The 25,517-nt window shown below is 58.3% G+C and carries 24 protein-coding genes; 20 read left to right on the top strand and 4 right to left on the bottom strand.

The features are described from left to right. Positions 1 to 261, top strand: coding sequence for a HypC/HybG/HupF family hydrogenase formation chaperone (locus QP977_RS05370; RefSeq protein WP_016422191.1), 261 nt, complete (start codon positions 1 to 3; stop codon positions 259 to 261). Here QP977_RS05370 and QP977_RS05365 read toward each other — a convergent pair. Next, entirely contained in the window at positions 258 to 1,844 is a 1,587-nt protein-coding gene (locus tag QP977_RS05365; RefSeq protein WP_502870948.1) for an LCP family protein, read from the bottom strand. The genes QP977_RS05370 and QP977_RS05365 overlap by 4 nt on opposite strands. A gap of 184 nt (positions 1,845 to 2,028) precedes the next feature. Between QP977_RS05365 and rfbD the strand changes: the two genes are divergently transcribed. From rfbD to QP977_RS05345, 4 genes are all read left to right on the top strand, one after another. Beyond that, on the top strand, positions 2,029 to 3,003 hold the full coding sequence (gene rfbD / locus QP977_RS05360; protein ID WP_016422193.1) for a dTDP-4-dehydrorhamnose reductase: 975 nt from the start codon (positions 2,029 to 2,031) through the stop codon (positions 3,001 to 3,003). A gap of 11 nt (positions 3,004 to 3,014) precedes the next feature. After that, positions 3,015 to 3,938: a glycosyltransferase family 2 protein gene (locus QP977_RS05355; RefSeq protein WP_016422194.1), complete on the top strand. Its 924-nt coding sequence runs from the start codon at positions 3,015 to 3,017 to the stop codon at positions 3,936 to 3,938. A 41-nt stretch (positions 3,939 to 3,979) separates the two neighbouring features. Continuing rightward, complete coding sequence (manB, locus tag QP977_RS05350) at positions 3,980 to 5,137, top strand: mannose-1-phosphate guanylyltransferase (protein ID WP_048731655.1); 1,158 nt, start codon at positions 3,980 to 3,982, stop codon at positions 5,135 to 5,137. Positions 5,138 to 5,457: 320 nt separating this feature from the next. After that, positions 5,458 to 5,826 (top strand): WhiB family transcriptional regulator, encoded by a 369-nt coding sequence (locus QP977_RS05345; protein ID WP_005510060.1) that lies wholly within the window; start codon positions 5,458 to 5,460, stop codon positions 5,824 to 5,826. A gap of 371 nt (positions 5,827 to 6,197) precedes the next feature. Here the strand turns inward: QP977_RS05345 and QP977_RS05340 are convergent, their stop codons facing one another. Beyond that, positions 6,198 to 6,680 (bottom strand): metallopeptidase family protein, encoded by a 483-nt coding sequence (locus QP977_RS05340; RefSeq protein ID WP_070439494.1) that lies wholly within the window; start codon positions 6,678 to 6,680, stop codon positions 6,198 to 6,200. Between the two features lie 172 nt (positions 6,681 to 6,852). Here QP977_RS05340 and QP977_RS05335 point away from each other — a divergent pair, with 172 nt between their 5' ends. From QP977_RS05335 to manA, 4 genes are all read left to right on the top strand, one after another. After that, positions 6,853 to 7,260 carry a DUF3499 domain-containing protein gene (locus QP977_RS05335; protein WP_005509890.1) on the top strand — a complete coding sequence of 136 codons (408 nt, stop codon included), beginning with the start codon at positions 6,853 to 6,855 and terminating at the stop codon, positions 7,258 to 7,260. 116 nt (positions 7,261 to 7,376) lie between these two features. Next, positions 7,377 to 8,756, top strand: coding sequence for a phosphomannomutase/phosphoglucomutase (locus QP977_RS05330; RefSeq protein WP_081636711.1), 1,380 nt, complete (start codon positions 7,377 to 7,379; stop codon positions 8,754 to 8,756). 38 nt (positions 8,757 to 8,794) lie between these two features. Further along, the gene (locus QP977_RS05325) at positions 8,795 to 9,811 is read left to right on the top strand and encodes a hypothetical protein (RefSeq protein ID WP_049193299.1); all 1,017 of its coding nucleotides are present in this window, start codon (positions 8,795 to 8,797) and stop codon (positions 9,809 to 9,811) included. Between the two features lie 86 nt (positions 9,812 to 9,897). After that, entirely contained in the window at positions 9,898 to 11,100 is a 1,203-nt protein-coding gene (gene manA / locus QP977_RS05320; RefSeq protein WP_284847197.1) for a mannose-6-phosphate isomerase, class I, read from the top strand. On the opposite strand, the gene QP977_RS05315 is transcribed toward manA, so the two are convergent. Next, on the bottom strand, positions 11,097 to 11,855 hold the full coding sequence (locus tag QP977_RS05315; protein WP_048731662.1) for a hypothetical protein: 759 nt from the start codon (positions 11,853 to 11,855) through the stop codon (positions 11,097 to 11,099). The genes manA and QP977_RS05315 overlap by 4 nt on opposite strands. A 349-nt stretch (positions 11,856 to 12,204) precedes the next feature. Between QP977_RS05315 and QP977_RS05310 the strand changes: the two genes are divergently transcribed. The 9 genes from QP977_RS05310 to secA all read left to right on the top strand — a co-directional run bounded on the left by QP977_RS05310 (position 12,205) and on the right by secA (position 23,535). Further along, the gene (locus QP977_RS05310) at positions 12,205 to 12,579 is read left to right on the top strand and encodes a DUF4259 domain-containing protein (RefSeq protein WP_048731664.1); all 375 of its coding nucleotides are present in this window, start codon (positions 12,205 to 12,207) and stop codon (positions 12,577 to 12,579) included. 67 nt (positions 12,580 to 12,646) lie between these two features. Continuing rightward, entirely contained in the window at positions 12,647 to 14,101 is a 1,455-nt protein-coding gene (gene ahcY, locus QP977_RS05305) for an adenosylhomocysteinase (protein ID WP_049172800.1), read from the top strand. Between the two features lie 45 nt (positions 14,102 to 14,146). Beyond that, the gene (locus QP977_RS05300) at positions 14,147 to 14,776 is read left to right on the top strand and encodes a dTMP kinase (RefSeq protein ID WP_284847196.1); all 630 of its coding nucleotides are present in this window, start codon (positions 14,147 to 14,149) and stop codon (positions 14,774 to 14,776) included. A 54-nt stretch (positions 14,777 to 14,830) separates the two neighbouring features. Next, the gene (gene mtrA, locus QP977_RS05295; protein WP_016422206.1) at positions 14,831 to 15,505 is read left to right on the top strand and encodes an MtrAB system response regulator MtrA; all 675 of its coding nucleotides are present in this window, start codon (positions 14,831 to 14,833) and stop codon (positions 15,503 to 15,505) included. Between the two features lie 78 nt (positions 15,506 to 15,583). Next, positions 15,584 to 17,257, top strand: coding sequence for an MtrAB system histidine kinase MtrB (gene mtrB, locus QP977_RS05290; RefSeq protein WP_070429795.1), 1,674 nt, complete (start codon positions 15,584 to 15,586; stop codon positions 17,255 to 17,257). Continuing rightward, positions 17,258 to 19,099, top strand: coding sequence for an LpqB family beta-propeller domain-containing protein (locus QP977_RS05285; protein WP_049172806.1), 1,842 nt, complete (start codon positions 17,258 to 17,260; stop codon positions 19,097 to 19,099). A 484-nt stretch (positions 19,100 to 19,583) separates the two neighbouring features. Then, the gene (locus QP977_RS05280; protein WP_141698029.1) at positions 19,584 to 19,850 is read left to right on the top strand and encodes a hypothetical protein; all 267 of its coding nucleotides are present in this window, start codon (positions 19,584 to 19,586) and stop codon (positions 19,848 to 19,850) included. 161 nt (positions 19,851 to 20,011) lie between these two features. Then, complete coding sequence (gene hpf, locus QP977_RS05275) at positions 20,012 to 20,671, top strand: ribosome hibernation-promoting factor, HPF/YfiA family (RefSeq protein ID WP_016422210.1); 660 nt, start codon at positions 20,012 to 20,014, stop codon at positions 20,669 to 20,671. Between the two features lie 161 nt (positions 20,672 to 20,832). Then, a complete protein-coding gene (gene secA / locus QP977_RS05270) occupies positions 20,833 to 23,535 on the top strand; it encodes a preprotein translocase subunit SecA (RefSeq protein ID WP_187400008.1) in 2,703 nt (900 codons plus the stop codon). 3 nt (positions 23,536 to 23,538) lie between these two features. On the opposite strand, the gene QP977_RS05265 is transcribed toward secA, so the two are convergent. After that, a complete protein-coding gene (locus QP977_RS05265) occupies positions 23,539 to 24,162 on the bottom strand; it encodes a hypothetical protein (RefSeq protein WP_049172812.1) in 624 nt (207 codons plus the stop codon). A gap of 286 nt (positions 24,163 to 24,448) precedes the next feature. Here QP977_RS05265 and QP977_RS05260 point away from each other — a divergent pair, with 286 nt between their 5' ends. Next, complete coding sequence (locus tag QP977_RS05260; RefSeq protein ID WP_038627918.1) at positions 24,449 to 24,859, top strand: HAD-IA family hydrolase; 411 nt, start codon at positions 24,449 to 24,451, stop codon at positions 24,857 to 24,859. After that, entirely contained in the window at positions 24,859 to 25,350 is a 492-nt protein-coding gene (locus QP977_RS05255) for a DUF6912 family protein (RefSeq protein WP_049172814.1), read from the top strand. Before QP977_RS05260 ends, QP977_RS05255 begins: the two co-directional genes overlap by 1 nt. Positions 25,351 to 25,517 lie beyond the last annotated feature (167 nt).

Raw genomic sequence — 25,517 nt, 5'->3', positions numbered from 1 at the left:
ATGTGTCTTGGAATTCCTGCCCGGGTTTTGGCAATCGCCGATGGTCCATTGCCGATGGCGACGGTGGATATGGCGGGGCAGAAGCGGCAATGCTCGGCAATGTACGTGCCTGAGCTGGTGGCAGGTGATTGGGTGTTCGTCCAGAACGGGTTCATCATGAACGTGCTGGACGAACAGGAGGCCAAGGAGGCCTTGGCCGCAATTGAGGAATATAACCTCATCGAACATGTCGCTGAGGTCTCCCCGAAGGGACGGGCCTAGTTCACGCAGGTCACGCCGGCGGCGTCGATAGCGGGGCGATCTTCCTGCGGAATTGCCCCGCCTTCCTGGCCGATGACATCGCCATTGGAACCATCTTCGACTTCAGGCGCGGGTTCGGCACCGTCGCCCGAATCAGCGGCCATTCCCTCTGATGTCAATCCCGGGCCTTCGTAGTCACCGGCAATTGTCACTGAGATGTGGTGCGGATCGAGGTATGGATCGTGGACAATCGGTACGCCACCGAGTGCCTCAGAGATGGCCTGCGCTGCCGGATCCTCTGGGTCAGCCGCATTGATCTGGCTGGAGGCAACGCCGGCGAACTCAGCGTTGCCGACCTCTCCCTGGGTGTAGCCCTTTTCCGTTAAGAAGCCTGAGACGCCGCTGGCCAAACCTTCGATGCCTGTGGCGTCGTAAACGCTGACTGTAGTTTCAGCCGCGTTGGGGTCAGCCTTCTTTTCGTCTTCTTCCTTCGCCGGAGCTTTTTCTTCCTTGGTGCCCAGCAGGGTCTCGAAGTACTGGTGAACCTGGCCCTTATCGATTGTGACCACCGACTCGCCATAGTCACCGACACCGTCAATCGAGGTCACCGGGATAGTTTCAAACTTCACGTTGCCACCACTGAGGCCCTGCATCTGGGTGGCAAATCCGGTGACATCCCAGTTGTCGTCGAGCACCACCGAACGCTGGACGGCGTTGCCCAGTTCAGACAGCTTCGCGGGATTAGACAGCGTGCCAGCGCCGAGCAGCTTATTGGTGAACGAGGCCATGAAGACCTGCTGGCGAGTAATTCGGTCGAGGTCACCGCGGGGCAGACCATGGCGCTGGCGGACGAATGAGAGCGCGTCGGCGCCCTTCAATGTCTGTGAGCCCGCTGGGAAATCTGCACCCGAGAACTCGTCGTAGACAGCCTCATTCAGACATACATCGACACCGCCGATGGCATCGGTGAGCAGGACGAAGCCGAGCAGGCCAACTTCTGCGTAGTGGTCAACGGTGATACCGCTGAGGTCGCTAGTGGTTTCAATCAGAGCTCTACGTCCGGCCTCGGTCGAGCGACGCTCAATGTCTTCCGGCGAGGCCCCGCTTCCTGCGAGTTCCTCTTCCACCATTTGCTTTGTGTTGCCGTAGACACCATTAATCTTTGTGTTGCCTAGGCGATTGGTGTGGACATAGGTATCGCGCGGAATGGAAATTGCCGTCGCTGAAGAACCATCGGCAGGAACACGAATCACAATAATCGTGTCTGTATTCGTGGCTTCTTCGTCGCCAGCACGCAGAAGCTCAACTTCTTCCGGAGTCAGCGGGTTGCCCTGGGCATCGGTGCGAGAGTCGGAGCCGACGAGCAGAATATCGGTTGCACCGTCCTTCTCACTGCCCAGACCGAAGTCGCCACCCGAACCCAAGTTGTCGGTGGTCCTACCAAGTGTCCACCAGCCAACTGCGGAAATAACCAGGATAATGGCTGAGAGCAGCACAAGCGCATTGCGTAGCATCGGCGGCCAAGCTTGGGCTGTACTCTCTGCAGAGGACGGTGGCGCTTGAATATCGCGTGCGTGACGCGCGCGTGGCGTGTGGCTGCTCAAACCGGGGCTCCTCTTAAACCGTTTTTCGAAAATATAATTTGTGCTGCATGTCTGCGTGGGCATTCCACACATCGTGGAGCGCAGTAAGCAGCTGCGGAAACTACATAAACCTTAACCGTCCAACCGTGTGCGGTTACACCTCAACACAGTGTCAATCGTATCTACGATAGTGATAAAGAAGAATATGTCCGAAATTTCAGTCTCGCATTTCGCCACTCCTGGACCAACCCACAGCAACTCGCGGCGTCCCATTGTCGCCATAACTGGTGCGGCGGGACAGCTGGGTACTGCGCTTCAGTGTGATCCTTTTGCCGCCGATGTTGAGGTGCGCGCTCTCACTCGGGCACAGTTGGATATCACTGATTCGGCTGCTGTGGAGGCAACGCCTCTGCTTGACGACGTCGACATCATCATTAACGCGGCAGCGGCGACCGATGTCGATGGCGCAGAATCCGATCCCGGTTCGGCGCACCTTATCAATGCACTTGGACCGAAGTACTTGGCGGCTCGGGCGAAAAAGGAAGACGCGTATCTCATTCACATCTCCACCGACTATGTCTTTGGTGATGTAGCAATCGATGAGATGACGGGGCAGCGTCGAGCGCTGCGAGTTGATGATTTCACCGCGCCTCGGACTATGTACGGACGTACCAAGTTAGTGGGGGAGAGTAATGTGCATGATTCGGGTGCGCGTTTCGCTATTTTGCGCACGGCGTGGGTCTGGTCGGGGCCCACACAGCCGGAGGCCAAGGACTTCGTTTCCACGATGATTCGTCTGGCAGAGACGGCGACTGACGACCAGGGCAACCCGGCAATTATTAAGGTCGTTGACGATCAGCACGGTAACCCCACCTTTGTTGGTGATCTCGCCGGGGCTATCTGGGAGTTGTCCGAACGTGTGTTGTCTGAACCGAGCAGCGCACCGACCGGCACCTTCCATGTCACGGGCAGCGGTGAGGCGACATGGTTCGAGGTGGCTCGCGAAGTGTTTCGGCTCACCGGTCACGATCCGCAGCGTGTGGTGGCTTGTACCAGCAGTGAGTTCCCACGTCCGGCCCCACGTCCGGCCTGGTCCGTGTTGGATGGTTCGGCATGGAGTGAGGTAGGTCTACATGCACTTCCGGAGTGGCAGGACACTTTGCGAGCAGTCCTGACCTAGGGTCTAGGTTTGTGATTGAAACCTCGAATTCCCCGCAACCCTCGCAGCTTCCGCTCGGTGTGGTCACCGTGACCTTTTCGCCCGGTGAGCACCTGAGCAAGCTGGTGGATTCGCTGGGCCCCGCCGCCAGTGCCTTCACGCGTCTGATTATGGCCGACAACGGCTCGACGGATGGTTCCGTGGAGAAGGAAGAAGCTCGGGCCAAGGAGACCGGAGCGGATGTTCAGCTTCTGCGCACCGGCGGCAACATTGGCTATGGCGCGGCCGCCAACCGTGGCATTGCGGAGCTGGGGCGGGCTCGCCGTGCTGGTGAAATCAATCCTGATTACGTCATGCTGGTCAACCCTGACGTGGTGTTTGCCCCTGGCGCAATCGATGTTCTGTTGGAATGCGCGCAGCGCAATCCCAAAGCTGGAGCGATTGGTCCGCTGATTCGCGAGGCGGATGGCAGCGTGTACCCGTCGGCACGCGCGGTTCCTAAACTTGTCAGCGGTATCGGACACGCGCTGCTTGCCGATATCTGGCCTACTAACCCTTTCTCACGTCACTACCGGGATGACACGGATATGGATCGTGAGCGATCGGCGGGATGGTTGTCGGGCGCATGCCTGCTGCTGCGGTGGGATGCGTTCGACCAGATTGATGGCTTTGATACCCGCTACTTCATGTACATGGAGGACGTGGATTTGGGTGACCGACTGGGCAAGGCCGGTTGGAGCAATGTTTTCTGTCCCCGTGCAGAGATACGTCACGCGCAGGGACATTCTGCCAGTAAGCACCCGGAAATTACCGTAAAGGCCCATCACGAGTCGGCATACCGTTTTATGTCAGATCGCCTGCCGGGGCCGGCGCTGGCACCTGTGCGACTGGCATTGCGTTTGGGGCTGTTCCTGCGTGGCAAAGTCATAATCGCGGTCAAAAAGCGTAGGAATTAATTAACTGTTGGAATGATCCATCGAAGAAAGTTACCGATTTCATGACTACCGAAGTTCGTCCGAGTGCTGGGCATGGCTCCGCCTTCCAGCCGGGAGCGGATGCTGCACAGCAGGCGGGAGCCACGTTGGCTGAACAGACTGACGCTGTCATTCTGGTTGGCGGGCAAGGTACGCGTTTGCGTCCCCTTACCGTGAATACGCCGAAGCCGATGCTGCCCACGGCAGGGCATCCATTCCTGGAGCATCTGCTTGGCCGCATTCGTGCAGCAGGTATGAAGCACGTGGTATTGGGCACCTCCTACCGAGCTGAAGTATTTGAAGAACACTTCGGCGACGGTTCGGATTTGGGTCTCGAAATTGAATACGTCTTTGAGGCTGAGCCGCTGGGAACCGGTGGCGGTATCCGAAACGTCCTAGACAAGCTGCGCTATGACACCGCGATGATTTTCAACGGCGATGTCCTCGGCGGTACCGACTTGCGCGCGGTATTGGGTACTCATGCGGAGAAGGATGCGGACGTTACGATGCACCTCGTCCGTGTGCCGGATCCACGCGCGTTTGGCTGTGTTCCGACCGATGAGGATGGGCGCGTCCTGGAGTTCCTGGAGAAGACCCAGGATCCGCCGACCGATCAGATTAATGCCGGTATCTACGTGTTCCGCCGCGAGATTATCGAGTCGATTCCGGCTGGTCGCCCCATTAGCGTTGAGCGTGAAATCTTCCCAGCGCTGCTTGACCGCGGTATGAACGTCTACGGTCACGTTGATTACGCCTACTGGCGTGACATGGGGACTCCGGGTGACTTCGTCCGCGGCTCCTCCGATTTGGTCCGCGGTATCGCGCCGTCACCACTTCTAGAGGGTAAGCACGGCGAAGCGCTTGTCGACGAATCTGCGTCGGTCGGTGGCGGCGCTCTTCTCTACGGTGGCTCTGTTGTCGGCCGTGGGGCGGAGATTGGTGCGGGAGCTCGGATTGATCAATCGGTGATCTTCGACGGCGCACGCATCGGTGCCGGTGCTGTGATCGAGCGCTCTGTGATTGCCGATGGTGCCGATATTGGCCCGCGAACGGTCATCAGTGATGCCATTATCGGCGAGGGTGCCGTCGTTGGTGCGCGCTGTGAATTGATCAACGGTATCCGTGTGTGGCCGGGTGTCCAGATCCCCGATCACGGAGTACGTTTTTCGACGGATGTCTAGTCTGCAGCCTTCGGCGTGTCAGACTTTTGCCGGCAATATCTGATTAGAGTTGCCGAAGTGTCGCCAAAGGTGCTGGTGAGAGGCATGTGGCGAATGTGATTGAGTTCAGGTGGCAGGTTTAGAGTTCGGGGGCCATCCTTCAACCTGAACTTAATCCCCAACGCGGGGGGAGGGGCTTCAGGGGCAATGAAAAGTATTGGGGCAAATTCTCTATTCGGCTTGACCGATGGTGGGTTACACGTGTGTAATCACAAATGTGTGTTTCGCACACTAAGCCCAATTTAAAGACCCGCAGCAACAACCATCAGGAGGCCCTCGGCATGGAAAAGTCCAGCATGTTTGATGGCGGCTCTGCTGTGGATAGTGAGACGAATGCGGGTGACATCGCTGTGAATGATAGCTCCTCTGAAAACCAGCCTCGGCCGTTGACAGAGTGGGCAGATGACCTTTCGGGGTTGTTTGAAGCCGTCGATCAGGACTGGCAGGAGCAAGCTCTGTGTGCCCAGACCGATCCAGAAGCTTTCTTCCCTGAGAAGGGTGGATCCACTCGCGAAGCAAAGCGTATTTGTCGTGCTTGTGGTGTGCGAGATGAATGCCTGGAGTTTGCTCTCGAGCATGATGAGCGCTTCGGTATTTGGGGTGGCCTCTCTGAGCGTGAGCGCCGCCGTTTGAAGCGGCAGATTGGCTAGGGCAGCCGGGTCTGTATTTTATCCTTCGCTCGACCTCGCAGTTTCCCCTTGGGTAATACCCTGGGGGATTTTTCGGTGAACGAGTTTTTCCTGCTCTCTAGGGTTAATAGACGAAAATATGTCCGCTCAGCATGTCGCTGGGTGGGCCCTTTTGTCGCTTAGTTCTTAATGCGAGTTACTGACTGCGTTTATGACAAAAATCGCCCGAAAAATGGCCTGAAAGTGTCATAAACTTGCACAGTTTCACATTTGCAGCCCGTATTCACGCGTGCAGCCGGTAATTTATGGGGCCTGACCAGTTACTATCTTGAGAATCACACACTGTTTGTCTATTAACCCGGTCTCTAGGGAGCTCCTTAGAAGAAAGCTTTCTACAGGAAGTTCTCGTCGAAACTAGGGTCCACCTCAACCGGATCAATGCCCAGATATACCGCCACCAGGCGGATCAGTACATATTGCAGCATCTGGTCCAGTTCCACTCGGCCCGAGACACGGCGCTCAATGGGGCGGCGGAACACTACTACGCAGGGGCGGGTGGGGTTGCCTACGCGGTCAATGCCAGCAGGGATAAGTCGTCCCAGCGGAACAGGTCCATCAGCGACAATCTCTTCCGGGAAGTACATGTCCGGGCGCAACTGCATGCGAGGAATCGTGTCGATGGCGATGTCCAGGTGCGACAGTTGTCGGGACCAGCGCTGATCCAATGGGGCATAGGCGTCAATAACCGCCTGGTCAAAAGCTTCTGAACGGCTCTTCCAACGAGGTACTTCCGGCGGCAGCAGAGGTCCCCGAGGTCCGCGACCGCGTCGCAGTGAGCGTCGCAAAGAGCGCGGAGTATAAGCCGATGAATTCATATTTGTTGAGCATAATCGGTCGGCCTGTCAACGTGGGTGAGGTCAACTTTCGGCCATGTCGCGGGTTTGCTGGGTAAGGCTGGGGTGCCCCGGGGAGCGTCGGAAAGCGAAAAACGCCCGGAGTGGGAGAAAAACTATCGAAACTTAAAGTTAGGGTCTAGACTTTGATGCCGTGAGTGTTTTTAGACGTTGTTGCCGGCCCGGCTGTGGCAAACCTGCCGTAGCTACGTTGACGTATGCCTACGCGGAGTCGACGGCTGTGGTGGGGCCGCTCGCCGCCGCGTCCGAACCGCATAGCTGGGATCTCTGTGAGAAGCACGCGCGTTCCATCACCGCACCGCTGGGTTGGGAGCTCGTGCGTTACGACGTGCCGACGCCCGCCCAGGACGATGATGATTTGACCGCATTGGCGGAAGCCGTCCGTGAAGCTGGCCGCAACGCGACTGGCCTGGTGCTGCGGGATGAGGTCGACAACCGTCCTCAGACCTACAAGATTGATTCCAGCCGTCACCCGTCGACGCGGAAATCCGCGCGCGGTCACCTGCATGTAGTTCGCGATCCGGAGGATTCGGACGACTAACGGGTCGGGCGCCGTGCCCCAGCTCATGCCATCTTGCCGCGGCATTTCTTTGTGAGAGCCTCTCTGGGGCTAGTATCATTTTTCACAAAACTGATACTTACCCAGAGAGGTTTTTCGTGGGCACTTACAATCGTTCCGATTTGGATGCCGTCATCAAGGCCTATGACGTGCGCGGTGTTGTCGGTGAGGGCATCGACGCGGACCTTGTCGGAGCCATCGGCGCCGCCTTCGGACACATCATGCGTTCAGAGGGCGCAACACGTGCCGTAGTTGGCCACGATATGCGTGAGTCCTCACCGGAGTTGGCGGCTAGTTTCGCCGGTGGCGCGGCTGCACAGGGGCTCAATGTTACCTTGCTCGGCCTGACCTCTACGGACGAGCTGTATTTCGCCTCCGGAGTAAAGGAATGCCCGGGCGCGATGTTCACTGCCAGCCACAACCCGGCTGAATACAACGGCATCAAGATGTGCCGTTCGCTGGCACGTCCGATTGGGCAGGAGACAGGGCTTGCTCAGATTAAGGATCTGCTTGTCGACGGAATCCCGGAGTACACCGGCACTCCGGGTGAAATTGATCACGAGGATGTTCTGCAGGATTACGCGGCGTTCCTCCATGGGCTGGTCGACATCCGCTCCGGCCGTCGTCTGAAGGTCGCAGTCGATGCCGGTAACGGTATGGGAGGACTGACAGTCCCGGCAGTGCTCGGAGAAGACATGGATGTTGCTGACCTCTACTTTGAGCTCGACGGCAACTTCCCGAATCACGAGGCCAACCCATTGGAACCCGCCAACCTCGTTGACCTGCAGAAGTTCACGGTGGAGCAGGGCGCAGACATCGGTATTGCCTTCGATGGCGACGCTGACCGCTGCTTCGTCGTCGACGAGAAGGGCAACCCGGTCAGCCCATCGGCCATCTGTGCGTTGGTGGCCACCCGCTACCTGGAGCAGAACCCGGGCGCGGCTATCATCCATAACCTGATTACCTCACACGTCGTGCCGGAGATGATTGTGGAAAACGGCGGAACCCCGGTTCGTACCCGTGTTGGGCACTCCTTTATTAAGGCGCAAATGGCCGAGCACAGTGCTGTTTTTGGTGGCGAGCATTCGGCGCACTACTACTTCAAGGAATTCTTCAACGCTGACTCCGGCATGCTCGCCGCCATGCATGTCCTGGCCGCACTGGCAGAGCAGGACAAGCCACTGAGCGAATTCATGGCCGAGTACAACCGCTACGAGGCCTCCGGCGAGATTAATTCCCGCCTGGGCAGCGCAGAGGAGCAGCAGGCAAAGCAGAAGGAAATCGAGACTGCCTTTGCCGATCGCACCGAGTCCTCGGACTGGATGGATGGCCTGACCATTGAGCTGGCGGACTCCAAGGCGTGGTTCAACGTCCGGGCCTCCAATACGGAGCCGCTGCTGCGTCTGAACGTCGAGGCGCCGACGCGTGCTGAGGTCGATGCGCTTGTCGACGAAGTTCTCGGCATCATCCGCGGTTAATCAACCCCACACGCCCGTTTTCAGGCATGCTTGGGAGTATGACCTCGTCATTCGACTCCTCCCATAACCCGCGCCAAGAGGCCCTGTTCTACCGTATGGCCACTGCCGGCGCAGGTCTCAGAGCTGCTGCCTCCGCGACTCGCGGGGGAGCGTTTGCTCAACTTCCACTGCCGCGCAGCGCGGTCATCCTCGTGGGAAATCGTCGGGCGCAGCTCGCCGCCGAATCCGTGCGCGCGCTTGCCGACGACATCCGCTGCCCGGTCGTAATTGCGCGTCAGTTGCCCAGTTATGTCGGCGCCCTCGATTTGGTCATCGTCTGTGACGACAACCCCGGCAGCCCACTCGGTGCAGCTCTGGCTGAAGCTCATAGGCGAGGAGCAGCCACGGTCGTGGTGGATCCCGGTGAAGGGCCATTGCGTGCCGCAGGTAGCCCCGATACGGTTGTGGTTCCGCGCCCGGCGATGGCGGAGTCGGCGTCCTTTACCGCCTATGTCGGTGCCATCGCCAGCGCGCTCACCGAATGTGGCGCCACCGCTCTGGCTCCGGCTGGGATAGTCGAGGAAGTCGCCGATGCGGTGGACGCCGATATTGCCGCTTGTGCTCCGCAGCGAGATGAAACAGTTAACCCCGCGCGGCAGGTAGCGCAGTGGGTGGCAGGCCGCAGAATGCTTGCAGTGTCGACGACCTCGGCGCTGGCGCCGGTAGCGGAGCTGGCATCGTTACAGATGCTCGAGGCAGGCGTGGTCTCGGCAGCGTCGTCGATAAGCGAATTGTCTCTTAGCGTGGGCGCATTGCTCGCTGCAGAACCCCAGGCAAGCCGGGATATTTTCTATGACCCGTTCATTGATGGTGGGGATGAAGGGGCGACAGTGCTACCGTTGGGGGCGATTGTTTTAGCTGCGCCGAACAATGTGAGCCACTACCGGGACCACTACGGCGAAGCTGGATGGGCTCGTGTGGAGTGCCCTGCGCTCGATGCGGAGACTCATCATCCACTGGTTGAAGTATGTGTTACTGCAGCCAGAGTTGGTGCGATTGCGGCGTTTTCTGCGTAATCGCCGGGTGTCACCGAAGGCTTTTGGGGCTTCGGTGAGATTGGCGTGCTTGCGCCAGTAGTGACTATTAGAGGAGTGATACGGGCATGGAGCTGTTGGACCCCGTGCTGCAGTCGTACCCCTGGGGGTCTCGTACACATTTGGCGAGAATCACCGGTGCGGACGCTCCCACATCGAAGCCCTGGGCGGAACTGTGGTTTGGTGCGCATGCACTGGCATCGGCCACCGTAGCCGGCACGCCGCTGGATGAGCTCATTGCGCAGGATCCGGCGGCTGCGCTCGGATGCGCAATTGACACCGACAACGGCAGGCTGCCGTTCCTGTTGAAACTGCTCGCAGCCGATGAGCCGCTGTCGCTGCAGGCACACCCCACCTTGGCAGAAGCTCAGGAGGGATTTGCACGCGAAAATGCGGAGGGCATTCCGGCCACTGCACATTTCCGCAATTACCGGGACAATAACCACAAGCCAGAACTCATTGTCGCCCTGACTACCTTCGACGCGTTGGCCGGATTCCGCCCGGTGGAGCGCACGAAGGAGTTGCTCGCGGCGCTGGCGGTACCGGAGTTCGACCACTACATGGGACTGCTCGATGCCGCCGATGACGAGAGCGCTCTGCGGGCATTGTTTACAACGTGCTTGACGTTGCCCCAGGATGTCCTCGATGAGCTGGTCGAAGCCGTGGCTGCCAAGTGCGCGGATTACAGTGGCGAGGACGAGGAGTTCTCGCGAGTAGCCGAGACCACCTGCGAACTGGCTCGAAAGTATCCGGGGGACCCGGGAGTCCTGGGCTCGATGCTGCTTAATCGCCTTCGCTTACAGCCGGGCGAAGCCATCTACCTTGGTGCGGGACAGCTGCATGCTTACCTCAATGGCATGGGCGTGGAAATCATGGCCAACTCCGACAACGTGCTGCGCGGAGGCCTGACCTCTAAGCATGTCGATGTCGTAGAGCTACTGCGCGTGCTCTCTTTCCGCCCGCTGCCAGATCCGGTGCTGCAGTCGCGGCTGACCGATGATGGCTGGAATGACTATGACGCGCCGGTGCGCGAGTTCCGCCTTCGTTCGCGGGACCTGGAGCCGGGCGAACATGTTCTGCTCGACGAAGATTCCGCCACGGTTGTGCTGTCTACAGCGGGCACGGTTACGTTGCGTCACGACGACTCCGTGGTTGAGGTTCCCAGCGGCCATGCGGCCTGGGTTCCGGCTGTCGACGCAGCCGATATTGAGCTGACTGCGCGCCAAGACGGGGCAACCGTCTTTGTCGCGACCGTCCCGCGGGTGGGTTAGTCCTCGTCGTTATCGAAGAGATTTCCCAGGAATCCGGAGTCCTTTGGCTTTTCCGGGATTGGGGAAATCTTGCTATTGCTAGCCCCATTGCCGCCAGCGGTGTCCTTCTCCTTCGAAGGGGCCTGGTTGTTCGGAGGTGTCGGCCCCTTCGGGGACGTCGGCTCGTTCGAAGGAGTTTTCTGAGGAGTCTCGGACGGAGTTGTGGTTTGCGTACCCGACTGAGACTGCGCCTGCGATGAAGGCGGCTTCGGCTCAGCTGCTGCGTCACCGTCGCCTTCCGGAAGACTGTCGTTCGGCTTTTCCGAGTTATCTTCCGGTAGCAGTGGCACCGGCTTGCTGGGCGTCGGCGAAGAAACGTCGTCAGACGTGGGCTCTGTGGTCTCCGTGGTCGTCGGAGGTGTTGATGTGGTCGACGTCGGAGTTGTCGTACTTGAGTTTGTGGAAGTCGGCGGGATGTACGCCTGCGGTGGCAGGTACGGATCCTCTACAATCTCGGTGCTCGATGGCGTGGTCGGACGAGGTACCAGACTGCCAGTCGTCTCAGTCAGCGAGGAATCTGAATTCGATTCAGTGCTCTGCTGCAGCTCGGCATCACTAGGAACTGGAGGTAGTGGAGCAGAGGTCTCCATTTTCGACTGAGAGCCGGCGTTTTCCGGATTCGCCCCCTCGGCAGCACTGCTATCGGAGCAGCCAACGAGCGAAACGCTCAGGGGAAGGGCTGCGAGCAGAAGAGCTCCAAAGGCCTTCTTCACCATGGTAGGTACTCCTTTCGTGTCATGCGTGAAATCGCCCTGTAACGAAAAAGATAACAGTTACATTACGAGGTCTGGGAACTAACTTAACATGCCCGTTATCTTCTCTCTAGGGTGAAAATTGTGTTGAGGGGATTAAATAAGTCTCTCGCACTGTAAAAGTGGCGAAAAGTCGGGTAGAACTTCGGTAAGGCCACATGCGGTTTTCCGGCTAGCGGTACGTGCAGGCGACAGCTATTTGGTCGGCGGCCAGATTACCGTGGGCTCGTCGAAAAGCGCTCTTTGGAAAGCGCTCGTCGAAGACGAAAACTGGCAATTGGTTCGAAGCGCGAAAGGAGCGTGGCCACCTATCATGTCCATCTGGGAGACTGAGGTTTTTGGTAGCGATTCGGTCATTGAACTGTTCGATGAGGTTCAGGATCTCGACTCGCAGGATCGCGTTGGTGCATTGATTGATGCTGGCCGCATTGGGGTGGATTCCGAAAGTAGCGATGAGAAAGCATGCGCACTCGCGGCGGCTGTGATTATTGCAATTTGGAATGGTGCGCCATTTAGCGGCGGTGACATTGTGGAGGACTACAGCTTCATTCGGAAGGGAATCTCGGAGGCACACGGCAGCGAGGAGGATGCGTTGGCTATCGCCTCCGAGGTGTTCGATAGTCTTCTGGGGGAACTCAGTGAGTCTGACCAGGCGGCGCTGGAAAACTGCGTCGAAGCGGTAGAGTAATTCTCGCGTCCCCAGTACTGATTCTTTAAGAAGAATCTCACGTCAAAGAATCTAGAGAAAGCGTTACATGTCCTCGAAGAACATTGATTTCAAGGTTGCAGACCTCTCCCTGGCTGAGGCCGGTCGTCACCAGATTCGTCTGGCTGAGCACGAGATGCCAGGCCTAATGGCGCTGCGCGAAGAGTACGCAGAGCAGCAGCCACTGGCCGGTGCCCGTATTTCCGGCTCCATTCACATGACGGTTCAAACCGCAGTGCTCATCGAGACCTTGACGGCGCTGGGCGCAGAGGTCCGCTGGGCCTCGTGCAACATCTTCTCCACTCAGGATGAGGCCGCTGCGGCTGTCGTCGTTGGGCGAAACGGCACTCCGGAGGATCCGCAGGGTGTTCCGGTTTTCGCTTGGAAGGGCGAGACGCTGGAGGAGTACTGGTGGTGCCTCGACCGCATCTTTGACTGGGGCGATGAAGATGCCAACATGATTCTGGACGACGGCGGCGACGCCACCATGGCTGTCATTAAGGGTATGGAATTCGAGGATGCTGGCCTGGTGCCGCCTGCAGAAGAGTCGGATTCGGACGAGTTTATTGCCTTCAAGGACATGCTTCGCGCCAGCTTGGAGAAGGATGCCGGCCGTTGGCACCGAATTGCAAAGTCGGTCAAGGGTGTCACAGAGGAGACCACCACTGGTGTCCACCGCCTCTACCACTTCGCAGAGCAGGGCGTGCTGCCATTCCCGGCCATGAACGTCAACGATGCCGTCACCAAGTCCAAGTTCGATAACAAGTACGGCACCCGCCACAGCCTTCTGGACGGCATTAACCGCGGTACCGACATGCTGGTTGGCGGCAAGAATGTGCTGGTTTGCGGTTACGGCGATGTGGGTAAGGGCTGCGCGGAGGCGCTGGCGGGGCAGGGCGCTCGCGTTCAGGTCACCGAGGCCGACCCGATTAACGCATTGCAGGCATTGATGGACGGTTTCGACGTCGTCGCTACTGAGAGCGTCATCGCAGATGTCGACATTGTCATCACCGCCACAGGCAACAAGGACGTCATCACTTTCGAGCACATGCAGCAGATGAAGAACCACGCGCTGCTGGGCAACATCGGCCACTTCGACAACGAGATCGACATGCATAGCCTGCACCACCGCGATGATGTCCGTCGTGTGGAGATCAAGCCGCAGGTCACCGAGTACATCTTCCCGCATGCTGACGGCGAGGAACGCTCTCTGATTGTGCTTTCCGAGGGGCGCCTGCTCAACCTGGGTAATGCCACCGGACACCCGTCCTTCGTAATGTCGACCTCCTTCGCCGACCAGACAATCGCGCAGATTGAGCTCTACTGCAACGGTGATAAGTACGACAACACTGTCCACCGTCTGCCGAAGATTCTGGATGAGAAGGTCGCTCGCATTCACGTCGAGGCACTCGGCGGTGAGCTCACCCGACTGTCCAAGGAACAGGCCGAATACATCGGCGTTGACGTCGAGGGCCCGTATAAGCCAGAGCACTACCGCTACTAGTTCTAGCCAAGGCTAGGCCGCAGCCATGTGTGCGAGGAGAAGAATTTGATTATCGCAGTCGAAGGAATCGACGGTGCTGGCAAGAACACGCTTGTCACAGCTGTTACCAATCAACTCCGAAGTCAAGGACACTCCGTTTCTTCGATGACCTTTCCGGCGTACCGGCAGACAATCTTCGCTGATTTCGCCGATCAAGCCTTGCACGGTCAGCTCGGCGACACCGCGGACTCCGCTTGGGCAATGGCACTCCTGTTCGCTCTGGACCGCAAAGAACGTCGTGAAGCGATTGTTGATGCAGCGCGCGAGAACGATGTTCTGATTATCGATCGCTACGTCGCGTCCAACGCGGCATACTCCCTGGCGCGCACACAGGATCCGGCGATCGTCGGGTGGATTGAGAAGACCGAATTCGGAGATTTCCAACTTCCGCTTCCCGACGTTCAGGTCTGTCTGGCCACGTCGGTGGGAGTGGCAGCCGACCGCGCACGCAAGCGGGAAGCCTCTGATGTGCAGCGAACGAGGGATGCCTACGAAAAGGACTCGGGTTTGCAGGAGCGCACACTAGCGGCGTACCAGAAGTTCGCGGAAGGCTCGTGGCAGTCACCATGGCTGATGCTTACGGGGGACGATGGGGCGGACCGCCTTGTGGAATGGATTAGTGCACGCCTGCGCTAGCCACCTCAACGGGAAACTACAGAACTAGATAGCTTTACGTTTAGAATATGACGCATGAGCTCAAAAATCCTGGTTGTTGATGATGATCCGGCCATCGCCGAAATGCTCACGATGGTGATGGAGCGCGAGGGCTTCGACACAGTAGTAGTCGACGATGGCCTCGAAGCTGTCAAGGCAGCAGAGCGGGAGAACCCAGATTTGATTCTGCTGGATCTCATGTTGCCGGGCATGAGTGGTGTCGATGTCTGTCGCACTGTGCGAGAGACATCGGCGGTGCCGATCATCATGTTGACTGCGAAGACCGACACGGTCGATGTGGTCCTCGGCCTGGAATCCGGTGCGGATGACTATGTCACGAAGCCCTTTAAGCCGAAGGAACTCGTGGCGCGTGTGCGCGCTCGGCTGCGTCGTCAGGAGGACAGCCCGAGCGAGACCCTCGAGGTCGGCGACTTGACCATCGACGTGCCCGGTCACGCAGTGTTTCGCGATGGCAAGGAGATTTCTCTGACCCCGTTGGAGTTTGACCTATTGCACACTCTTGCATCCCGTCCGAAGCAGGTCTTTTCCCGTGATGAGTTGTTGGAAAAGGTCTGGGGATATCAGCACACCTCGGATACTCGACTCGTCAACGTTCACGTTCAGCGTCTGCGCTCGAAGATTGAATTGGATCCGGAAAACCCCCAGATTGTGCTGACCGTCCGCGGTGTCGGGTACAAGACGGGTGACTAATCAAGGTCAGTCAGCTTTAGTGGGAGCCGATTCTTGCGTCGATTAATAACGAAGCTTCGAGACTTCACCAACAGGGGAGTGACCTGGGCGGTTACGCTCTGGCGCACGTCTATCCAAGCGCGCATTCTGACCTCTGTGGTGGTACTGAGCGCGATGGTGATTGCGGTACTCGGTTTCGCGCTGGCGACTATTGTTACCCAGCGGCTTATCGACGCAAAGGTTACCGCTGCCGACGAGGAAATTGACCGTGCTCGCGCGGTGGTGGAGCAGGCGATTGAGAACTCTTCGTCCAACGAGCTGCAAGCTCTTCTCAACGTGGGGCGCGATGCCCTTGTGAACCGTGCAGCCGGTTCCGGTGCTGCGCCACTGACAAGTTATGAACCGCTGCTCGTGGCGCCGGTGCCACGAGGCACGGTGTTGGCTTCATCGCCGATTAAGGCCGATGTTCCAGAACGATTGCATGAAGTAGTCCGACAAGGGCAAATTGCGTATCAGGTACGCCAAGTCACTGATAACCGCGGCGATACGTACTCGGCGTTAATTATCGGTAGCCCTACTTCTACCTCGGTTGATGGGCTCGAGCTCTATCTGGTCACCTCTATGGCTGCAGAGGAATCGACTATTAAGTTGGTTCGTGGTCTCCTCGCCGGTGCGACAGTAGTCATCATGGCGCTTCTCGGCGGTATTACTTGGTTCTTCTCCAATCAGGTGACGACACCAGTGCGTTCCGCCGCCCAGATTGCCCAGCGCTTTGCCGACGGCCACTTGCGCGAACGCATGGTCGTGCAGGGTGAAGATGACATGGCGCGACTGGCCATGAGCTTTAACAAGATGGCCGAATCGCTGTCGACGCAGATTAGACAGCTGGAGGAATACGGCAGTCTGCAGCGACAGTTCACCTCCGATGTCTCGCATGAGTTGAGGACGCCTCTGACCACGGTGCGTATGGCCGCCGACCTTATTGCTGACGGCGCTGAGGACCTCGATCCGGCGACTCGCCGCGCAGCTGAGCTGATGAATGAGGAGCTTGAGCGTTTTGAGATGCTTCTCAATGACCTGCTTGAGATCTCACGCCACGATGCCGGCGTTGCTGATCTGTCCGCAGAAAAGGTCGATGTCCGTCGCTGCGTGGATGCTGCCTATCAGCAGGTAACGGTCGTGGCTAAGGAGACCGGTACACCCATCCGCTTCCACCTGCCCGATGAACCGGTAATGGCAACAGTCGACTCGCGTCGTATCGAGCGCGTGCTACGCAACCTTATGGCCAACGCTGTTGACCACAGTGAGGGCAATCCGGTGGATGTCACAGTGCGGGCGAGCAATTCCGCGGTCTCGTTTACGGTCGTTGACCACGGTGTGGGGCTAAAGCCGGAACAGCAAGAGCTGGTGTTTAACCGGTTCTGGCGCGCTGACCCCTCGCGTGTCCGACGCACCGGCGGGACCGGACTTGGCTTGGCGATCGCGCGTGAGGACGCACAATTGCATGGTGGGGAACTGGAGGCATTTGGCGTGCCGACGGTCGGTAGCTGTTTCCGCCTGACTGTGCCACTGGAGCCTGATGCGAGCTTCGGTGAGCATCCGCTCGGCCTGGAAGTTCCGCCGCTGCCCGATCAGATTCCGCATCAGCAGGAAATTGGTGCACGGGAGTTGGAATCGGATTCGATTGCACCGCAAGTCAAGAGCCAGGATCAGGGTAAGGGGCAGCCGACTAGCGATAGCGAATCCCGACAGGCACGAGAGGAGGATATTTAAATGACGGCGCAGCAACAGTCAAAGGCTCGTCGCGTCCTGCGTAAGACAGTGGCGCTTAGCTCAGTGATCATTTTGGGCACGGCCGCAGGATGTACCACCATTCCGAGAAACACCAGCCCCCAGGTGCTGCGTCCGTTTGAGCCGCCCCAAGTTCGTATTGAAGTTCCTCAGCCACGACCGAATGTCAATGCAGACATTGTCCTGCGCGACTTTTTCGCCGCGGCCGCGCATCCGGTTGATGATTTTCAAGCTATGCGTGCCTTCATGACCCCGGAACTTGCGGCCAGTTGGAAACCGCAGGATAGTGCCCGCATTCTCGACGGTGTCAACCTCATCGCCCAGAGGGATGAAGGAGGATCGCGACAGTCCTTCGTTGCCCGAGGTCGCAGCGTTGGTCAATTCGGTACTGATGGTGCGTATGAGCCCCAGTCCGGTGACTATGAGGAAACCGTGGAGATGAAGCTTGGTTCGGATGGGCAGTGGCGCATTTCCTCGCTGCCCGACGGTGTTGTCATGGAGCGTCAGGCATTCCTGGAAAACAATGTGCCTCGCAATGTCTATTTCCTCGACCCGGCGGGTAATCATTTGGTCACAGATCGCCGTTGGCTCTATCGTGGCGTCACCGATGGCGCGACCAATCTGTTGACGAAGCTGAAGAACGGCCCATCAGCACCACTGCGACCGGGCGTCACCACCGTGCTCAAGCCCAATGCCTCGATTGCGGTGGAAGCAGGACCTGTGTCCAACGCGGACGGTCGCAGGGTCGAAATCACCGGGTTGGGTGATGTTTCCGAGGAACTGCGTGTCATGCTCGCGGCGCAGATTATCTGGACTCTCGACTCGGCAGATTTCCGTGGTCCGTGGATCCTCATGGCCGACGGCGAACCACTGGTTGCCAGCCACGACGAGCCGTGGACGAAGGACACTGACGCAATCCAGCTCTACGACCCGAATCATCTACCGGCTGATAACGCACCGTTGCGGACGGTCGACCGCAGCGGTATCTACGAGATTGCTGACGGCCACGCTACACCTGTGGGACGCGGCTGGACCGCCAGCGGCAGCACTGCGGTGTTTTCCGCGGCAGTGGGCACCAACCCCAATGGCAGCGAGCTTATTGCCGCCGTGTTCCGTTCGGCCGTGGATGGTCGTGCCGGTTCGTACGACCTCGGGGAGTCCACATTGATGCTGGGCGGAATACAAGATCAGCCGGTTCCTGTGCTGACTGGCGAGAGCCTCACCCGTCCGACATGGTCTCCAGATGCCGAGGCGGTCTGGACGGTGAAGGACGGTACAACCGTCGTACGTCTGGTTCGGCAGTCGACGTCATCCCGGATTCAACAGGAGGAGGTTGATACCTCTGAGCTCAGCCACCTTCTTGACGGCGGCGAAGGAACGGGGCGCCCGAGCGCCGGCATTTCTGAATTCCGCGTCGATTCTTCAGGCACGCAGGTAGCGATGATTATCGCTGGTGAGGTCTATATCGCCACCATCGAAAGGCATGACGATAAACCGTGGAAGTTGACGCACCCGCGTGCTCTGCCGCTCCCCGAAAACGTTTCCCCGGTGTCGCTGACATGGTCGCCGAATCAAACGGTCACGGTGGGCGGTTACAGCGGAGACACCCCGATGTGGAGTGCCTTCCCGGACGGTGCGACCAGCTCCGTTCTGCCGAAGCTCAACCTGACACCGCCAATTCCTGTGGTTACCGCGACCTCGTCGAAGCGTTACGCATTAGATGCCACCGGTGTTATGGAGCTGATCTCCAGCGAGGGGCAGCAGCAGTTCTGGCGCCAGGTTCCGGGTGCGCGTGGTCGAATGGCTCCGGTGTCTGTGGAATAAGCGCAAATCGGGGAGGGGATCAATGGCGCAGGGGAGGACATCGCAGGAATTACTGCGCGCGCTTTACGACGTCACTCGCGACGCAATCGGCCTCGTGATACCGGAAACCTGTCCGGTGTGCGGCTGCTCCGGGACGCTGTGTCGCGATTGCAAGGACGATCTTCAGCAACCTCCAGTGCGGTTTTCACCGCGGGCTGCGTTACGCGCAGCAGCGTGGACCTGCGGTCCGTACTCGGGTGCGAGGAGACATCTCATTTTGTCGGCCAAAGAACGGGGCAGTGGTGAAGCCAGACGAATCATGGGGGCCGTGTTCGCCGCTGCGGTACGAAGGCTGGCTTCTGACGGCCATATAATGCCCCCAGAAATTACCCCCGTCATTTTGATTCCCGCGCCGACAAGATCGTCATCCCGTCGACAACGGGGTGGGGACCCGGTAACAATTGCCTGCGACTTTGCTTGCAGTCAGCTCCCCTCCAGCTCGGTATTGCCCCTGGTACGCATTGGTGGGCGCACGCGGGATTCCGCGGAGCTGGGGGCTTCTCAACGCAGACGAAATCTTTCTGGCCACATTGTGCCGCTGGCGCAATTCAAGCACGGAATTAGCGACAAGCTGCGACAACGCTGTGCGCAGGCGACAGTAATTCTGGTTGATGATGTGGCCACCACTGGTGCCACTGCAGCGGAAACCGAGTTGGTGGCAGCGTCATTGGGGATTCGCATCGATATGGTGTTGGTGCTCGCCCGGGCGTAGACGCAGGGGTGTCGTCGGCAAGCGAAAAATAAACGAGGGGAACGTGGCATTGGTTACCCCCGGAACTGTATCCTGGGGGTGCAGAAAGACTCGTCACCGTAGACGCCGTGAGTAATCCCGCTTACGGAAGGGCGGTGGCCATACCGGGAGGTAGGTAGCAAGTGTCCACACCTGCTGACAACAACGAGGTACTCAGCCCGAACGCTCAGGTGACCATCACCGGGCGCAATGTTGAGGTTCCAGAGCACTTCGCAGATCGTGTTAAGGCGAAGCTGGCGAAGATTGAGCGCCTTGACCCGACTTTGACCTTCTTCCACGTGGAGCTCCAGCACGAGCCGAATCCGCGCCGTGCAGACCGCTCTGACCGTATTCAGATCACCGCTACTGGCAAGGGGCACCTGGCTCGTGCGGAAGCGAAGGAAGATAGCTTCTACGCGGCACTGGAGTCTGCTCTGGGCAAGATGGAGCGCTCCCTGCGTAAGGTGAAGGCTCGCCGCAAGATTAGCCGTTCTGGCCACCGTGCACCGATGTCCGTCGGCGAGGCAACTGCTTCGCTGGTTGCAGAGGCTGAGGCAGCGGCTCCGGAAAAGGCTGATCCGTACGAGGATCTGGTTGAGGACGTGACCCCGGGCCAGGTTGTGCGTACCAAGCAGCACTCCGCAACTCCGATGACGGTGGAAGATGCTCTGTCTGAGATGGAGCTCGTCGGTCACGACTTCTACCTCTTCGTTAACGAGGCAACCTCTCGTCCGTCCGTGGTCTACCGTCGTCACGCATACGACTACGGTCTGATTGAGCTGGCAGACGAAGACGAGAAGTAAGTCTTCACCGAAAAGAGCACGCAATACCGCGCAGAGCTGTGTATTGGTAAGTAATTGCTCACATGAGCCCGTCTTCTCTTAGAAGGGAAGGCGGGTTCGTCGTATAATCAACCGTTGCACATTAAAGTTCGACGTGAATCGGCCGGAAAGGTCCCAATTTAGTGTTTTCGCTCAGCAAGTTGCTCCGCATTGGTGAAGGCCGCGCTGTCAAGAGGCTTGGCAATATTGCAGATCAGGTCATCGCCAAGGAAGACGAGTACGCAGCTCTTTCAGACGATGAACTCCGTGCCAAGACCGAGGAGTTTAAGAAGCAGCTGGCTGACGGTGCCGATGTAGACGATTTGCTGCTGGATGCTTTCGCCACGGCGCGCGAGGCATCCTGGCGCGTGCTGGGGCAGAAGCACTACCGCGTCCAGGTTATGGGCGGTGCGGCACTGCACTTCGGCAACGTTGCCGAGATGGGTACTGGTGAAGGTAAGACCCTGACCTGTGTGCTGCCCGCATACCTCAATGCGTTGGCAGGCAAGGGTGTTCATGTCGTTACGGTTAATGACTACCTGGCTAAGCGTGACGCGGAGTGGATGGGTCGAGTCCACCGCTTCCTGGGGCTTGAGACTTCCGTGATTCTCTCTGAGCTCAGCCCGGACCAGCGCCGCAAGGCCTATGCTGCCGACATCACCTACGGCACGAACAACGAGTTCGGCTTTGACTACCTGCGCGATAACATGGCGCATTCGCTCGACGATTTGGTGCAGCGTGGGCACCACTTTGCCATCGTCGATGAGGTTGACTCGATTCTGATTGACGAGGCCCGTACCCCGTTAATTATTTCCGGTCCGGCAGATGGCGATCCACACTGGTACCTGGCGTTTTCCAAGATCGTGCCGCGTATGAAGCGCGATATTCACTACGAAGTCGATGAGCGAAAGCGCACCATCGGTATTCGTGAAGAGGGTGTTGAATTCGTTGAGGATCAGCTGGGCATTGCCAACCTGTATGCTCCGGAAAACTCTTCGCTGGTCAGTTACCTGAACAATGCCCTGAAGGCCAAGGAGCTGTTCACCCGCGACAAGGATTACATTATTCGTAATGGTGAGATCCTCATTGTCGATGAGTTCACCGGTCGTGTGCTGGCAGGCCGTCGCTATAACGAGGGCATGCACCAGGCAATTGAGGCCAAGGAAGGGGTGGAGATTAAAAACGAGAACCAGACGCTGGCAACCGTTACGCTCCAGAACTACTTCCGCCTCTACGACAAGCTGTCCGGTATGACCGGTACGGCTGAGACCGAAGCGGCTGAGCTGCACCAGATTTACAAGCTGAATGTCATGTCGATTCCGCCGAATCGCCCGAAGCAGCGTGAGGATCTGCCCGACCTGATTTACAAGACGCAGGAGGCAAAGTTTGCCGCTGTTGTCGAGGACATCCGCGAATGCCACGAAAAGGGCCAGCCAGTTCTCGTTGGTACGACGTCAGTTGAGAAGTCCGAGTACCTTTCCAAGCTCCTGCAGCGCGAAGGTATTCCTCACTCTGTGCTGAACGCTAAGCACCACGAGAAGGAAGCTGAGATTGTCGCAGTGGCGGGTCGCCTCGGAGGCGTTACCGTGGCAACTAACATGGCCGGTCGTGGTACTGACATTGTGCTGGGCGGTAACCCGGACATCATCGCTGACCTGAATCTGCGCTCTCGTGGTCTGGACCCGGTGGAAACTCCGGAAGACTACGAAGAGGCGTGGGACGCTGAGATTGAGCGTGTTCGTCAGCAGTCGAAGGAAGAAGCTGACAAGGTACGTGAGGCCGGTGGCCTCTACGTCCTGGGTACTGAGCGTCATGAGTCACGCCGCATTGACAACCAGTTGCGTGGTCGTACCGGTCGTCAGGGTGACCCGGGCGTTACCCGCTTCTACCTGTCCATGCGCGATGATCTCATGGTTCGCTTCAACGGCCAGCGCATGGAAGCGCTGATGAACACTCTGAATGTCCCGGATGACGTTCCTATCGACTCCAAGGTTGTCTCCAACTCCATTAAGAGCGTCCAGGCTCAGGTGGAAAGCCAGAACTTCGAAATCCGTAAGAATGTTCTGAAGTATGACGAGGTTATGAACCAGCAGCGTAAGGTCATCTACGCTGAGCGCCGTCGCATCCTCGAAGGTGAGGATTTGAAGACTCAGGTCCGTGACATGCAGGACGACGTAGTCGATGCGTATGTCAACGGTGCCACCGCTGACGGTTACGTGGAGGATTGGGACCTCGACGAGCTGTGGAATGCCCTTGAGCAGCTCTATAGCCCGACGTTTACCGCGCAAGAGCTCATTGATGGCTCTGACTTCGGTACCCCGGGTGACCTCTCGGCCGATGAGCTGTCCAAGGCTCTGCACGCGGACATCTCGGCCAGCTACGACCAGCTTGAGGATGCGGTCTCCGCAATTGGCGGCGACGACCAGATGCGCAACATCGAGCGCTTCACCATCCTGAACGTCATGGACCAGAAGTGGCGCGAGCACCTCTACGAGATGGACTACCTCAAGGAGGGCATTGGCTTGCGCGCCATGGCCCAGGCTGACCCGCTGGTGGAGTACCAGCGTGAGGGCTACGACATGTTCACCGCGATGATGGACGGCATCAAGGAAGAATCGGTTCGTCAGCTGTTCCTAATCCGTAAGCAGGTTATGCCCGCAGTGGAAAACACTGAGGGACAGGAGAATCAGGCTCCAGCTCTGCCGACGGAAGCTGCTGAGCAAAATCAGCAGATGACCTACTCCGGTCCCAGCGAGGACGGCAGTGCAGAGCAGCAGCGCGTGGATCAAGAGTCTGAGGGCAACCGAGCGCAGCGTCGGAAGGCGGCTCGCAAGCGCCGTCGCTAAGCACTAAAGCACCCGAAACGCGGTCATGGTCCATGGCCGCGTTTTTGCTGTTCCGCGGCGGAAAGTGCCCGTGAACGCGCGAACGCGCGGACCGACACGGCAACTACCCAGGAACTCGACCTTCTTGCCGTCCGCGGAAGCGCTGGCGTGAAAGGATTGCAACGCGACACCCTTGAGGCTGGTGTTTTTCGACAGCGTGAGTATCGCAGCGTGAATAATCGGGTCGATATTGATGCGACGTAGATCGTTGACTCGCCTGCGACCCGCGATGATGTCGAAGACGCGGCGAGTAATCGTGCCAAGCTCCTGTCTCAGATTCTGTTCACAGTGCTGGACGACGTGCGGTGTTTGCGGCGTCTTTTTTGCAGCAGGAGCGGCCGCGACGGGCGGTAATGCCGTCATGACAGCGGCTCCGGTGGCAGCCGAGCATCCGCTGTAGGTCGGTGCCACTTTTGCGGTTTGAGAGGCGGCGGCATTAGCTGACTGGCCGAGTTGAATTGTGTGGAGAAGCGAAAAGCCCGTTGCCGGTTCAATGGATTCCCTGCCACTGGAGCGGTGCTCAGCGGCGTGCGACAGCGCGTAAGGCATCGGTGTCTGAGATTTTGGTACGTGAGACGTTGGTGCCATGGATTAATCCCCCTAAAAACTCTCCATTGGCAAGTTCCCCCTTGCTGAAGACCATTGTCCTACAAGTGCTTTAAGTGTGCAGCTTGTGAAGGGGAATTCACGGCCGGCGTGGGGGGATTGTGGAGAAGGCGCAGTCGCGAAATGGGCTGAGTGTTTCGCTGTTAATGGTCCTATCGGTTTCCGTCAAGGCCGTTCTGGTCGTCTACAAATGGGCGTAACGAACAGCCAATTAACACGCTGAACTGGAAAAAGGCAAACGTGCAGGTCATGCGATAAACTACAGGCCATGCGCGGAATGATTATCGATTACTGTGGTGTCCTTGACGGCACGGATGAAGACCAGGCACGTTGGCGTAATTTGCTGGTAGAGGCGCGTGCAAATGGTGTTGGCCTGGCAGTCCTGTCGAATGACCCAGGTGGCCCATCGGCGGATCCGATTCGCAAGCTCGAAGATGAGGGCCTGGTAGACGCAGTTGTGCTCTCTGGTGAAATTGGCCATGAGAAGCCTTCGGCAGAGGCTTTTAATGCAGCCGCTGCGGCTATTGAACTGCCGGCACGGGACTGCGTGTTGGTAGATGATTCGATTGAGAACATCCATGCGGCCGTCTCTAACGGCATGGTGGGAGTCTTCTATCAGCAGTTCGACCGCGCAGTGGTCGAGATTGCCGGTCTGCTGGGTCTCGAGGGCGAGTTCTAATGCGCGTCTATATCCCAGCGACTTTCTCCATGCTTGAGGCGCTTAAGGAGGATGAGCTCTTCCACGCCCGCGGTGGTTGGGGCTTTGCTGTCACTGAAGCGCTGCGCGATTTCTTTACTGAGGGCGATGATGAGGAACTGGCAGACGTAGCCTTTGATGAGGCTGCGCGTGCGTCGCTCCGTCTGCTCGATGCCGCAGAAGAGAAGTTCCCGCACCGTCGAGTGGTCATTTCCGTTGATGTGGAGGCGGAGCCGCAGTCGGATATGGGAGATGCTGTGGTTAAGGTCGGCGGCCCAATTTCGCTTGCCGACGTTGCAGCTCTCCACATTGATGTGGAAGAGGCGGAAAGCAAGGTTGAGGCTGCGATTGATGCCGTCGATAAGGCAGATCTCGGTGACGAGGATGCGGAGCTCACTGTCGGCGATGCGCTGGAGATCCCGCTGGCGTGGTACGACGTAGCTGAGCTCGGCATGGTGGTCGACTTCCTGTAGTAGCGCGTGCTCGGCGTTAAAGAAGGGGACTGGGTTTAGGAACCCAGCCCCTTTTTTGTATGGCACAAGTGTTTTCAGTGGGGGTATAAAAGACGGGATTGTTTTGTGTGGATAAGCTCCATGTCAAAGGGGGTGTTTCGCACGGGAGTGGGGGTAATGACAATTTC

The sequence above is a fragment of the Corynebacterium sp. MSK012 genome (genome assembly GCF_030232435.1).
GTDB classification, from domain to species: domain Bacteria; phylum Actinomycetota; class Actinomycetes; order Mycobacteriales; family Mycobacteriaceae; genus Corynebacterium; species Corynebacterium jeikeium_D.
This window is presented reverse-complemented; position numbering and strand designations above follow the sequence as displayed.

Excerpts from the sequence above, each read along its gene's own strand:
- QP977_RS05370 (WP_016422191.1), top strand. The coding sequence starts at position 1 with ATGTGTCTTGGAATTCCTGCCCGGGTTTTGGCAATCGCCGATGGTCCA.
- rfbD (WP_016422193.1), top strand. The coding sequence starts at position 2,029 with ATGTCCGAAATTTCAGTCTCGCATTTCGCCACTCCTGGACCAACCCAC.
- manB (WP_048731655.1), top strand. The coding sequence starts at position 3,980 with ATGACTACCGAAGTTCGTCCGAGTGCTGGGCATGGCTCCGCCTTCCAG.
- QP977_RS05345 (WP_005510060.1), top strand. The coding sequence starts at position 5,458 with ATGGAAAAGTCCAGCATGTTTGATGGCGGCTCTGCTGTGGATAGTGAG.
- QP977_RS05340 (WP_070439494.1), bottom strand. The coding sequence starts at position 6,680 with ATGAATTCATCGGCTTATACTCCGCGCTCTTTGCGACGCTCACTGCGA.
- QP977_RS05325 (WP_049193299.1), top strand. The coding sequence starts at position 8,795 with ATGACCTCGTCATTCGACTCCTCCCATAACCCGCGCCAAGAGGCCCTG.
- manA (WP_284847197.1), top strand. The coding sequence starts at position 9,898 with ATGGAGCTGTTGGACCCCGTGCTGCAGTCGTACCCCTGGGGGTCTCGT.
- QP977_RS05315 (WP_048731662.1), bottom strand. The coding sequence starts at position 11,855 with ATGGTGAAGAAGGCCTTTGGAGCTCTTCTGCTCGCAGCCCTTCCCCTG.
- QP977_RS05310 (WP_048731664.1), top strand. The coding sequence starts at position 12,205 with ATGTCCATCTGGGAGACTGAGGTTTTTGGTAGCGATTCGGTCATTGAA.
- ahcY (WP_049172800.1), top strand. The coding sequence starts at position 12,647 with ATGTCCTCGAAGAACATTGATTTCAAGGTTGCAGACCTCTCCCTGGCT.
- mtrA (WP_016422206.1), top strand. The coding sequence starts at position 14,831 with ATGAGCTCAAAAATCCTGGTTGTTGATGATGATCCGGCCATCGCCGAA.
- QP977_RS05285 (WP_049172806.1), top strand. The coding sequence starts at position 17,258 with ATGACGGCGCAGCAACAGTCAAAGGCTCGTCGCGTCCTGCGTAAGACA.
- QP977_RS05265 (WP_049172812.1), bottom strand. The coding sequence starts at position 24,162 with ATGGCACCAACGTCTCACGTACCAAAATCTCAGACACCGATGCCTTAC.
- QP977_RS05260 (WP_038627918.1), top strand. The coding sequence starts at position 24,449 with ATGCGCGGAATGATTATCGATTACTGTGGTGTCCTTGACGGCACGGAT.
- QP977_RS05255 (WP_049172814.1), top strand. The coding sequence starts at position 24,859 with ATGCGCGTCTATATCCCAGCGACTTTCTCCATGCTTGAGGCGCTTAAG.